The sequence below is a fragment of the Microcystis sp. LSC13-02 genome, assembly GCA_002282935.1.
Lineage (GTDB): Bacteria > Cyanobacteriota > Cyanobacteriia > Cyanobacteriales > Microcystaceae > Microcystis.
In genome coordinates, this window is the sequence record MTBT01000240.1 from 1 (window position 1) to 11058 (window position 11058).

Here is an 11058-nt window from a genome sequence, read left to right on the forward strand (position 1 = left end):
CAGGTGCGGAACCCCGCAAGGGAAAGAAGCAGAAACCTAAATCGTGAGGTTTGGGAATCACCGTCCGTTTACGGCGGTGAGGATGTCAAATTTACAATTTTGAGCGCACTGTAAATTCATAATCTCCTCCCGGTTCTAATTGATAATCGTAGCGTTCTAAAAACCGATTCAAGGGTTCAAAAATCAAAGCCCTACCTAGGGAAGGTTGTACTAATAACTTGCCTTGAAGAAAATGCCATTGAAAACGCCATTGATATTGTTCCGTCCGCACTTCTCCCTCTAATTTACCCGTTTGCCAAGATTGCTTAATTATCCGCACATAAGCCGTGCTTTCTGGTCGATTGCCGCTACTCACCTGAACTCTACCTATAGATTAAATATCAAACATTAAGATAGCGAATTAATCCTTGTTTGTCATTACTTGAGCTAATTTTCTCGACTTTATTCTGGGGCAGTGACTTCATTAACCTTAGAAACCAAGACATTTAATTGAAAAGGTCGCCCCATTTCCTTAGTAATGAATTCTTCCAACAATTCTACCTGTCTGGGGGTAATACTTTCCGCAGTTCTTACTACTAATCTCACCCGGGGAGGTTGCTTGAGCCAATTAATCGAAGATTCCAATAATTCTGCCCGTTGAAAAGTAATCGTTCGTTGTAATAAAGCTTTTTTGAGCAACCTTTCTAAGCGAGCTTGATTGGCCAGAGTTGCAAAACTTATTCCTAACGGAATTAGCAAAACTGCTGTCAGGATAGAAGTCAAAATTAGAGCGTTACGCGCCCGATGAAAATTAGAATAACCTGCCAGCAAAAAGACCAACAAACAGGAGAGAGCAATGCCTAATAAATTGGTAATATATAACAGAGTTGCCCCCAAACTTAGGACCCAATTCCCTTGGGATAATCCTAAACCAATCGTACAAACTGGCGGCATTAAAGCCACGGCGATCGCTGTTCCCGCTAAAGTACCTGAAATTTTCGGTTCTATTTTAGCATAACCACTGATTGCCCCCGCGGTAATTGCTACTCCTAAATCTAAAAGATTCGGTTGAGAACGAGCTTGAATTTCACTACCAAATTCAGAAATTCCGATCAATAATCCCAGCAACCAAGCTATCGCTAAAGCGATAATCGTACCGACTAAAATTGCCAAGGCCGACTTACGAATTAATCGCCAACTGCCAATTAAACCACCAAAAGCCAGACTACGAATCGGCAACATCAAAGGGGCAATAATCATCGCCCCAATAATCACTGCCGCACTATTGGCGACTAAGCCAAAGGTAGCGATCGCACAAGAACTGACAATCAAAGCTAGATAGGGAAAATCGAGGGACGCTTCTAACCATAAATCGCGCCACATAGTCCGCGATTGTTGCCAGGTCAAGGGTTTTCTTGAGAACCACGAGTAGGGCCGTTCTTTTCTCGTCATGGGGCTGAGGAAGATTGACTTTTCTTTTACTTATAGCTTTTTTTGTCTAATCAATGTATATTTGTCTCATTTTCTTTAACTAATCTTACGTTTTTTTTCTTCGCCTCCATTGATGAAACCTCATGACCAATTTGCTAAAAACTATCTGGAAGAATTATTATCGCCTCTAGGCCAGGTAGAAATTAGCAAGGAAATTACCGACGAAAACCGACAAATTGATCTATTTTTTTCGCCTCATCCAGATCGGCAAATAACTGTCGATAATCTAGGATTATTAGGTCAAATTGCCCTAAATAGCACTCTCCTAGAACCCTATCGTAATTCTCCCACTCGTGCCGATGTGCGTAATTGTCTGGCGAAATTAACCGCCGTTTTTGCTGAACTACAGCGACAGGCCAAACGAGAAAATAGCCCCTACAATGAGGAAAATTTGCCCCGTTTATGGATTCTTGCCCCTCTGGTTAGTGAAACTATATTAAACGGTTTTGGGGCGGCCTTAGACCCGAATTGGCCCGAAGGGGTCTATTTCTTGCCTCCTTTGCAGCGCACGGCTATTATCAATCGAATCCGCCCGCGAGGAGCTATTTGAGCGTTTTCACGCTATAACCCTCCAGTAGATGGCAGCAGGGAGAGGGGCGCACCGGAGTACCGGAGAGGGCAGTGGGGAAGTGGGGTGTGGGGTGTAGGGTGTAGGGTGTGGGGTGTGGGGTGTGGGGTGTGGGGTGTGGGGAGAATAAATAGAAATAATCTCCTGTCTCCTGTCTCCCGACTCCCGGCTCCTGACTCCCGACTTCTAACCCAATGTGCGCCAAAGATAAGCAAAAATTATTTATTGACTCCAAAAACTTGAGAATATTTAAATTAACATTTCGCAATATTTACAAATTCTTAAGAATTAATTGAGAAAGATTTTTATTTAACAACGATGTTGTAATGGTTACAGCGATTTGATAGAATTTTAAAGTAGGTTACTCTGTGCTTTTTTAGACAGCAATGGTTGAAACCCTTGCTACACCTACAGGGTGATTCCAATTGAGACGGGTAAATTGGTCAGTTTCACCCACAACGATGATCTTTTTTTTGTGTAGTTTTATTGCAAAGAAAAAGTTTTTTTGACAAAAAGCACAAAGTATGCAGTAGCAGTTATGGCAGAGTGGGGGTTGGGGAAGTGGGGAAGTGGGGGAATTTCAACTAAAACCCTAAAGCCCCAACACCCTATCACCCCAAAACCCTATTACCCGACCACCGATCACTGAATTTACCGTTTAGCGGCAACAATGGCAAAAACGGTGGTATGGGGATCGTCTTTTAAAGTCACCCCTTCTGGCATTTTCAAATCACCCACGAGCAGGGATTGCCCCACACCGATCTCCGAAACATCAAATTCGATCACTTCCGGGATATTATCAGCAATACAGGAGACATTAACTTCGTTGACGAACTGTTCGATTAAACCGCCCTGTTTAGTTCCGATCGCTTCTCCCATGGCTTTAATCGGAACAACGATATCGAGCTTACCGTGGGCAGATACTGAGAAGAAACTAAGGTGATAGAGATTTCTTTTCCAAGGATGAGATTGTACCTCTTGGATCAAAGCTTTTCCCGTCCAGGGCATTTCGGGAACATTCACATCCACCAAGGTATTATTTACCGAGGCCTTTTTGAGCAGGGTTAAGGCCGCTTTTTCTCCCACCACGAGGGAAACCGATTCCGTGCCGCTGTGGCCGTAGAGAACCGCCGGGATCAAACCCTGACGACGTAGGGCCCTGGGGTTAATATTTTCGGGTCTTTTTTGACATTCAACGCTAACTTGCATAGTTGACTAATCCTCTTTGGCAATGATTTAAAATTCGTAATTATCCCAAGGCGAGCCATTTTCGTCCAAAAGAGCGCGTTTTGGCCCGTGAATGGGGTCTTCAACGATAATAGTTTGGTCGCGACTAGCTCCTAGGGAGATAATCGCGATCGGTACTTCCATGATCGCCCCCAGGAATTTTAGATAATCGAGGGCCTGTTTGGGCAGGTCTTCCAGACTCCGACAATCGCTGGTGGGTTGTTGCCACCCTGGCATCGTTCGGTAAATCGGTTGACAACGGGCGAATTCCACCGCACTACTGGGTAAATGGCGACAGGTTTGACCGTCCAATTGGTAGGCGACACAGACTTTGATTTCCTCTAGGGTATCGAGAACATCTAATTTGGTGATCGCTAGACAGTCTAAACCATTGATTCGCACTGCGTAACGACCGATAACCGCATCAAACCAACCGCAACGACGACGACGGCCGGTGGTGGTCCCGAATTCCGCCCCGCGATCGCACAATAACTGCTCGATCTCCCCCTCTAATTCCGTGGGAAATGGACCTTCACCTACCCTAGTGGTGTAAGCTTTAGCCACACCGATCACTCGATCGATTACCGTCGGACCGATGCCAGAACCCACACAAGCACCGCCGGCGATCGGATTGGAGGAGGTAACGTAGGGATAGGTTCCGTGATCGAGGTCGAGTAAGGTTCCTTGGGCCCCTTCAAAGAGAATATTCTGACGCTTGCGGATTGCTTCGTAGATTTTTAAGGAACTATCGACCACATGGGGACGCAGTTTCTCGGCATATTCTAGATATTCCTCGATCACCGTCTTCGCATCTAAAGGCGGTAAGTTATATAACTTTTCTAAAATGACGTTTTTATAATTGATCGTCCATTCTAGTTTTTGCCGCAGATTCTCGGTATTCATCAAGTCGATGACTCGAATGCCGATGCGCTCGGATTTGTCGGCATAGGTGGGGCCGATACCCCTTCCCGTGGTGCCGATTTTATATTTACCCCGTTTTTCCTCGGATGCTTGATCGAGCAGCCGATGATAGGGCATAGTGACATGAGCCGTTTGCGAGATATAGAGATTGTCGGTGGTAACATTGAGGGCGTGTAATTGCGCCATCTCTTTGAGTAACACCGAGGGATCTATGACTGTTCCCGAGCCGATTATACATTCCGTATCTGGGTAGAGAATCCCAGAGGGAATTAGATGGAGTTTGAACGTTTGATCCTCGACGACGACGGTATGACCCGCATTTACGCCACCTTGAGAACGCACCACTACATCCGCCGATCGACTCAGCAAATCCGTGATTTTTCCTTTTCCTTCGTCGCCCCACTGAGCGCCGATTACAATAACGTTAGCCAAGGTATTTTAGTCTAGCTAAAGTTCACACAAACTACTATTATCCCTCTTGGCGAATACAACTGTCAAGTTATCTCTCTTAGCTAATTGTAGGGAGAAGGCGAGGGTAAAACTCGCCTATTTTCAGGGTTTATTGACCTTCCCGACTGATTTGACGCTCGATAGTTTCGATAGCGGCATTTAATCCCGCTAGACGGGTTTCGAGGTCATCGCGCATCCATTTGAGGAATGTTAATTTACGCTCTTGACATTCTTGGCGGGAAGTGCTGCCACAAGTGTTGAAGAAGAAGGGAAACATAGACTAAGGGGCCTGCTATAACTCTACGTCTCCTATCTTGACGAAAATTTTCAAAAAAGTCTAACCGTTAAGTCGCCATAATAACCACAGACCTAACCCAAAACCGAAAAAATTAGGCAGCCAGGCAGCTAGGAAGGGGGAGAGGGTGGCGGTTAGTCCCAAGCTACCCACTAAGAAGTTGAAAAGATAATAGAGAAAAACAATAGCGACACTGAGACCGAAACTGGTTCCCCGACCGATTCTTTGCGGTAGAGAACCCAAGGCACAACCTATGGTAGCAAAGACGATACAGACAAAGGGAAAGGCGATTTTTTGCTGGATTCGCACTTGAAAAAACCTGACTCTCTTATCATCGCCACTGAGTTTGAGCAGTTGCACATATTCGATCGCCTGTGGTATGTTCATCTCGTAGGGATCGCGGCTTTGACGAGCAAAATCGAAAGCGGAGCGAGATAAAGCGATTTTTTCGGCTTTAAAGGGGATAACTTGGCTATAGGAGGCGTTAGGGGGGGTTAATTCATAGATAATGCCGTTAAAAAAGTCCCAGACGTTATCGACGGCATTCCAACGGGCCGAATCGGCGATAATAATTTGATTTAATTCTTGTTTTAGCCAACGGATAACGGTGACGGTTTTCATCTTTTCCCCGTCAAATTGTTCGGCATAAAATAAACTTCTTAAATTGCGATTAATCGCACCATTTTCTAGGGTTTTTATTTCATAATCGGGATAATAAAAATCTTTATTTTTCCAAAAACTTGCTTCCTTATTAATTTTATGCACTAAAATTTCTGTGGCTCGATAATTAGCATTTGGAACCACATATTCATTTAATAAAAATGTCACGACTGTAACTATTAAACTCAGGCAAAAAGTGGGTATAAAAAGACGATAAAGAGTGACTCCACAGCTTTGCAGGGCAACGGTTTCACTATCACTACTTAAACGACCATAGGTGATTAAAGTGGCCAGCAAAAGAGAAACTGGTAGGGAATAAGTGACAAATTCTGGCACTTTTAACAGGAGAATTTCTAGGGCCGAAGCGAGGGGTAGATTCGCATCAACTACCTGATTAGCTAAATCGGAAAGATTCCCGATCGCTACTCCCAAAGAGGCAAATAAACCAACACTAAATAAAAATGGGGGTAGTAGTTGGCTGATCAGATAGCGATCAATGAGGGCAATACCTCTATTTACCCAGTAAGAAATCTTTTTCTTAATCATTGATTTTGGTTAACTCACTCCTATTTCATCCCATTTCCTAACCCGCAGCCGTCTTGCTTACACCTTCGGTTAGCCTATCATATTTTGTCTTTGACGAAAAACACCGCCGGAAGTTGTATGATTGCGGGGAGAGTGGACAGAAGTAAGGATTTGGGCAAGTGTAGATAAGTAATGGTGCAAAATTAATTTCTTGGTTAGGATAGGCAAAAGGCAAGAGGCACTCATGCAAGAGGTGGTTAGATATGTGTAATTAATTTTTCCTAGGTACTTAATTTTTCTGTTCCTATTCCCCGATTATCCGGAGGTGAATTATGCTGCTAAACTGGCAAACTTTTACTATTCATAAACGAGTACCTTTAACGATTAGTCGCGGCACTACCAGCGAAAATACTAATATCTGGCTGAAAATTAGCGAGGAAAATATCGAAGGTTGGGGAGAGGCATCCCCTTTTGATATTACCAGCGAGGAGAAAAAAACCGATAAAATCCTGCAAGAATTAAACTCGATCGCTCCTATTTTACAATCTTTTCACCCCTGTCAACGCCAAGAAATTGAGAAAATTTTATGGCAAAATCAGATATCTTCGGCTACTCGTGCCGCTATTGATATGGCACTGCACGACTGGTTAGGCAAAAAAGCTCATTTACCTCTCTGGCAAATTTTTGGACTCGATCGCTCTTTGATTCCGCCAGTTTCTGTTACTATCGGTTTAAATTCTCCAGAAAATGTGCAGAAAAGGCTGTTAGATTGGCTAGAAATCGGCGATTTTAGCTTATTAAAAGTCAAATTAGGCTCACCGGACGGTATAGAAGCCGATCAAGCCATAATTCTGGCCATTAAAGAAATTGTCCCCCATTTGCCCCTAACTGTCGATGCTAATGGTGGTTGGCAATTTAGCGATGCGGTGAAAATGTGCCAATGGTTAGAGGAAAAAGGCGTTATTTATGTGGAACAACCCCTATCCGTCGGACAAGAACGAGATTTAATTGATTTATACCAAAAATCGCCCCTACCTATCTTCGTCGATGAAAGCTGTTTTTCTAGTCAAGATATCCTGAAACTGGCCGATCGAGTCCACGGCATTAATATTAAACTAATGAAAGCTGGTGGATTAGCCGAAGTGCAGAGAATGATTCATGTTGCCCAAGCTTGCCGACTGCAAATTATGTTCGGATGTTACTCTGATAGCAGTTTAGCCAATACTGCCCTAGCACATCTTGGCCCGCTTGTCAACTATCTTGACCTAGATAGTCATTTAAATTTACGCGATGATCCCTTCACGGGATTAAGCTTAGAAAAGGGACGTTTACAACCAAATAATTCACCCGGTTTGGGTGTTAGTTTACGGACAAAAGATGACTAATTATTTGACTCCTGACAAGAAAGTAGCGATTCTTCTCCACGAAGGAATCAAAGGAACTCGCGGCAAAACCGGATTAAGTTATCTGCGTTACGGGAAAGCGCAGGTAGTGGCGATTATTGACGCAGAAAGCGCCGGCAGCACCTTAAAAGAAGTGGCCGGAATCGATCGCCCCTTGCCGATTGTTGCTAGTGTTAAGGAAGCTTTAACCTATCATCCCGATACTCTGTTAATTGGCATCGCACCCTCAGGAGGCATTTTACCCCCCCATTGGCTAGAAGAAATTAAAGAGGGGGTAAATGCGGGGTTATCCCTCGTTAATGGTCTCCATACACCCCTAAAACCCCTGTTTACTCAGCTTAACCCCGATCAATGGATTTGGGATATCCGTCTGGAACCCCAAGGCTTAAAAATTGGGCAAGCGCAGGCGAAAAATTTAACCTGTCAGCGTATTTTAACCGTAGGCACGGATATGAGTGTGGGCAAAATGTCCACTAGCATCGAATTACATCGGGTTGCCCAAGAAAAAGGGCTAAAATCGCAATTTTTAGCCACTGGACAGGGGGGAATTATGATCGCAGGGAAAGGTGTACCCTTGGATGCGGTGCGCGTTGATTATGCCACTGGTGCGATCGAGGCTTTGGTGTTAGAATCGGCGGAAAATAACGATATTTTGTTTATTGAGGGTCAAGGCTCGCTATTACACCCCGGATCCACTGCTACCTTGCCCTTAATGCGTGGCAGTCAACCGACGGGGTTAATTCTCGTCCATCGCGCTGGACAAATTCATATCAAGGATTTACCCGATATTCCCATCCCTCCCCTAACAGAAGTGATTAAACTCTACGAAATGACTGCCAGCGCTGGGGGAAGTTTCGGGGAGGTGAAGGTAAAAGGGATTAGTTTAAATACTTTTCATCTTAGTCCGGAGGCGGCAGTTAAAGCTATAGAAACTGTGCAGGAGGAAACGGGGTTATTTTGTACCGATGTTGTCCGTTTTGGCGGTCAAGGGTTATTATCAGTGATCAGTAAACAGTAATCAGTGAGCAGTGATTACATCAACCACAGTCGATGGTGCTGCGTTACTACGTTTTACTAAATCCTGATTTGAAAAAATTTTCTCTTGACAAGGGCGACTTGACATGATACTATATTCATAATGGAAAATCCGTGCGTATGCGAACTCTTTCTTCAAGTCTCAATAATCGCCAATAAAAGCTTAGATAACGATAATTGTTTTAAGGATTGAGAACCATGAACCATCAAAGAGAGTTTTATGTTGTCATTGAACGAGATGAGGATGGATATTATGTTGGGGAAGTTCCTCAACTTCGGGGTTGTTACAGTCAAGGGGAAACGATTGATGAATTGATGAAGAATATCAGGGAAGTGATTGAACTTTGCTTGGAAGATGACAATCCTGAAGATGTATGGGAGTTTGTTGGAATTCAAAAGGTGTCTATCTGATGCCAAAATTACCGATATTAACCGGTGATGAAGTTATCAAAGCTTTAACTAAAATAGGGTTTCAATCTATCCGACAAAAAGGAAGTCATCTGCGCTTAAAACATGAAGATGGAAGAGTTGTCACCGTACCTGTTCATCGGGGGAAAACTGTCGGGAAAGGATTACTCTTAAAAATTTTACGCGATGCTGAACTGACACAAGAAGAATTTATTCGTCTGCTGTAATTCCAATCTTGATTTAAGCTTAATTTCCCCTGGCTAAATATAATACAAAAAATCTTAGTCCCTTTTGACTAGAAACCTACTTGACAAAGGCCACTTGACATGACATTATATTCATAATGGAAAATCCGTGCGTATGCAGACGCTATTTTCCCATGGTCTTAACTATGATTGATGTGATTATTTGATTGACTATGATTCGTTCATTCAATCAATCTTCATCTCTAATCCACTCTTAACTAGGTCCCTAAACATAGTCCATCACATCAACCACAGTCGATGATAGTTGGTGGGTTACTAGGTTTTACTAAATCCTGATTTGAAAAAATTTTCTCTTGACAAGGGCGACTTGACATGATACTATATTCATAATGGAAAATCCGTGCGTATGCAGACGCTATTTTCCCATGGTCTTAACTATGATTGATGTGATTATTTGATTGACTATGATTGGTTCATTCAATCAATCTTCATCTCTAATCCACTCTTAACTAGCTCCCTAGTCATAGTCCATCCCACACACCAATCACAGCTAAGATGCTATCCCCCACGACGAAGACAGATAGCATAATTTTCCCGACACATTATTGTATTAGGATGATTCTCCCCTAAAGCTTGCTCGGCAATTGCTAAAGCTTGCAAATAAAGAGGTTCCGCTTCTGGGTATCTGCCTTAGCTGCGACATCGGGATGATTGTCTCCGAAGAGTCGTTTTCTCAAATCTAAAGCTTCTAGATAGAGAGGCTCTGCTTCTGGGTATCTGCCTTGGGAATAGTACAAGTTTGCTAAATTGTTGAGGGATTGTGCGACATCCGGATGATTGTCTCCTAAGAGTCGTTTAGACAAATCTAATGCTTCTAGATAGAGAGGTTCCGCTTCTGGGTATCTGCCTTGGGATTTGTACAACTGTGCTAAATTGTTGAGGGAAGTTGCCACCTGGGGATGATTGTCTCCTAAGAGTTGTTTTCTCAAATCTAATGCTTCTAGATAGCGAGGTTCTGCTTCTGGGTATCTGCCTTGGGAATCGTACAATGCTGCTAAATTGTTGAGGGAAGTTGCGACATCGGGATGATTGTCTCCTAAGAGTCGTTTATACAAATCTAATGCTTCTAGATAGAGAGGTTCTGCTTCTGGGTATCTGCCTTGGGAGTAGTACAATAGTGCTAAATTGTTGAGGGAAAGTGCCACAAGGGGATGATTGTCTCCTAAGAGTCGTTTTCTCAAATCTAATGCTTCTAGAAGGAGAGGTTCTGCTTCTGGGTATCTGCCTTGGGAATCGTACAATCCTGCTAAATTGTTGAGGGATTGTGCGACATCCGGATGATTGTCTCCTAAGAGTCGTTTTCTCAAATCTAATGCTTCTAGAAGGAGAGGTTCTGCTTCTGGGTATCTGCCTTGGGAACGGTACAATTCTGCTAAATTGTTGAGGGATTGTGCGACATCCGGATGATTGTCTCCTAAGAGTCGTTTTCTCAAATCTAATGCTTCTAGATAGAGAGGTTCTGCTTCTGGGTATCTGCCTTGGGAATAGTACAATGCTGCTAAATTGTTGAGGGAAGCTGCCACAAGGGGATGATTGTCTCCTAAGAGTCGTTTATACAAATCTAATGCTTCTAGAAGGAGAGGTTCTGCTTCTGCGTATCTGCCTTGGTAACGGTACAATGCTGCTAAATTGTTGAGGGAAGTTGCGACATCGGGATGATTGTCTCCTAAACTGGTTCGAGTTGCGGTTAAACAAGCTTGATAGTAAGGTTCAGCAATAGCATACAATCCTTGTCCAGCATAATAACGAGCTAAACCGGTATAGGACCACAATAAATCCTCATCAGCGATATATTCTGGATATTCCCCGACAGATGCTTGCAGATGGAGA

13 protein-coding genes and 1 pseudogene are annotated in these 11058 nt (G+C 43.5%); 5 read left to right on the plus strand and 9 right to left on the minus strand.

Going from position 1 to position 11058, the window contains the following annotated elements:
* Window positions 1-91: 91 nt before the first annotated feature.
* Together BGL89_RS14950 and BGL89_RS14955 are read right to left on the minus strand one after the other, a co-directional pair.
* Window positions 92-355: a DUF3146 family protein gene (locus BGL89_RS14950; RefSeq protein ID WP_286826371.1), complete on the minus strand. Its 264-nt coding sequence runs from the start codon at window positions 353-355 to the stop codon at window positions 92-94.
* Window positions 356-441: 86 nt separating this feature from the next.
* Window positions 442-1431: a DUF389 domain-containing protein gene (locus BGL89_RS14955; protein WP_286826372.1), complete on the minus strand. Its 990-nt coding sequence runs from the start codon at window positions 1429-1431 to the stop codon at window positions 442-444.
* A 112-nt stretch (window positions 1432-1543) separates the two neighbouring features.
* Here BGL89_RS14955 and BGL89_RS14960 point away from each other — a divergent pair.
* Window positions 1544-1990 (plus strand): annotated as a pseudogene (locus tag BGL89_RS14960) (hypothetical protein); the annotation flags it as partial.
* A 22-nt stretch (window positions 1991-2012) separates the two neighbouring features.
* Here the strand turns inward: BGL89_RS14960 and BGL89_RS21505 are convergent.
* The 5 genes from BGL89_RS21505 to BGL89_RS14980 form a co-directional block, all read right to left on the minus strand.
* A complete protein-coding gene (locus BGL89_RS21505) occupies window positions 2013-2306 on the minus strand; it encodes a hypothetical protein (RefSeq protein WP_502692633.1) in 294 nt (97 codons plus the stop codon).
* Window positions 2307-2689: 383 nt separating this feature from the next.
* Window positions 2690-3247: a 50S ribosomal protein L25/general stress protein Ctc gene (locus tag BGL89_RS14965; protein ID WP_286826373.1), complete on the minus strand. Its 558-nt coding sequence runs from the start codon at window positions 3245-3247 to the stop codon at window positions 2690-2692.
* Between the two features lie 27 nt (window positions 3248-3274).
* On the minus strand, window positions 3275-4618 hold the full coding sequence (locus BGL89_RS14970) for an adenylosuccinate synthase (RefSeq protein ID WP_286826374.1): 1344 nt from the start codon (window positions 4616-4618) through the stop codon (window positions 3275-3277).
* 127 nt (window positions 4619-4745) lie between these two features.
* Window positions 4746-4913: a hypothetical protein gene (locus BGL89_RS14975; protein ID WP_002759244.1), complete on the minus strand. Its 168-nt coding sequence runs from the start codon at window positions 4911-4913 to the stop codon at window positions 4746-4748.
* Between the two features lie 60 nt (window positions 4914-4973).
* Window positions 4974-6137 (minus strand): LptF/LptG family permease, encoded by a 1164-nt coding sequence (locus tag BGL89_RS14980; RefSeq protein WP_286826375.1) that lies wholly within the window; start codon window positions 6135-6137, stop codon window positions 4974-4976.
* Window positions 6138-6448: 311 nt separating this feature from the next.
* Here BGL89_RS14980 and BGL89_RS14985 point away from each other — a divergent pair, with 311 nt between their 5' ends.
* From BGL89_RS14985 to BGL89_RS15000, 4 genes are all read left to right on the plus strand, one after another.
* A complete protein-coding gene (locus tag BGL89_RS14985; protein ID WP_286826376.1) occupies window positions 6449-7501 on the plus strand; it encodes a dipeptide epimerase in 1053 nt (350 codons plus the stop codon).
* On the plus strand, window positions 7494-8537 hold the full coding sequence (locus BGL89_RS14990; protein WP_286826377.1) for an N-acetyltransferase DgcN family protein: 1044 nt from the start codon (window positions 7494-7496) through the stop codon (window positions 8535-8537). Before BGL89_RS14985 ends, BGL89_RS14990 begins: the two co-directional genes overlap by 8 nt.
* Window positions 8538-8752: 215 nt before the next feature.
* A complete protein-coding gene (locus tag BGL89_RS14995) occupies window positions 8753-8965 on the plus strand; it encodes a type II toxin-antitoxin system HicB family antitoxin (RefSeq protein ID WP_286826378.1) in 213 nt (70 codons plus the stop codon).
* Complete coding sequence (locus BGL89_RS15000) at window positions 8965-9189, plus strand: type II toxin-antitoxin system HicA family toxin (protein WP_108937973.1); 225 nt, start codon at window positions 8965-8967, stop codon at window positions 9187-9189. Before BGL89_RS14995 ends, BGL89_RS15000 begins: the two co-directional genes overlap by 1 nt.
* 537 nt (window positions 9190-9726) lie before the next feature.
* On the opposite strand, the gene BGL89_RS21510 is transcribed toward BGL89_RS15000, so the two are convergent.
* Complete coding sequence (locus BGL89_RS21510; protein WP_502692634.1) at window positions 9727-9828, minus strand: hypothetical protein; 102 nt, start codon at window positions 9826-9828, stop codon at window positions 9727-9729.
* Window positions 9816-11058: tetratricopeptide repeat protein (locus BGL89_RS15015; RefSeq protein ID WP_502692635.1), on the minus strand; the 1243-nt coding region annotated here is incomplete at its 5' end. The genes BGL89_RS21510 and BGL89_RS15015, both read right to left, overlap by 13 nt.

Bases quoted from the DNA above. Each gene is read 5' to 3' on its own strand.
- BGL89_RS14955 (WP_286826372.1), bottom strand. From the start codon at position 1,431: ATGACGAGAAAAGAACGGCCCTACTCGTGGTTCTCAAGAAAACCCTTG.
- BGL89_RS14965 (WP_286826373.1), bottom strand. From the start codon at position 3,247: ATGCAAGTTAGCGTTGAATGTCAAAAAAGACCCGAAAATATTAACCCC.
- BGL89_RS14975 (WP_002759244.1), bottom strand. From the start codon at position 4,913: ATGTTTCCCTTCTTCTTCAACACTTGTGGCAGCACTTCCCGCCAAGAA.
- BGL89_RS14980 (WP_286826375.1), bottom strand. From the start codon at position 6,137: ATGATTAAGAAAAAGATTTCTTACTGGGTAAATAGAGGTATTGCCCTC.
- BGL89_RS14985 (WP_286826376.1), top strand. From the start codon at position 6,449: ATGCTGCTAAACTGGCAAACTTTTACTATTCATAAACGAGTACCTTTA.
- BGL89_RS14990 (WP_286826377.1), top strand. From the start codon at position 7,494: ATGACTAATTATTTGACTCCTGACAAGAAAGTAGCGATTCTTCTCCAC.
- BGL89_RS14995 (WP_286826378.1), top strand. From the start codon at position 8,753: ATGAACCATCAAAGAGAGTTTTATGTTGTCATTGAACGAGATGAGGAT.
- BGL89_RS15000 (WP_108937973.1), top strand. From the start codon at position 8,965: ATGCCAAAATTACCGATATTAACCGGTGATGAAGTTATCAAAGCTTTA.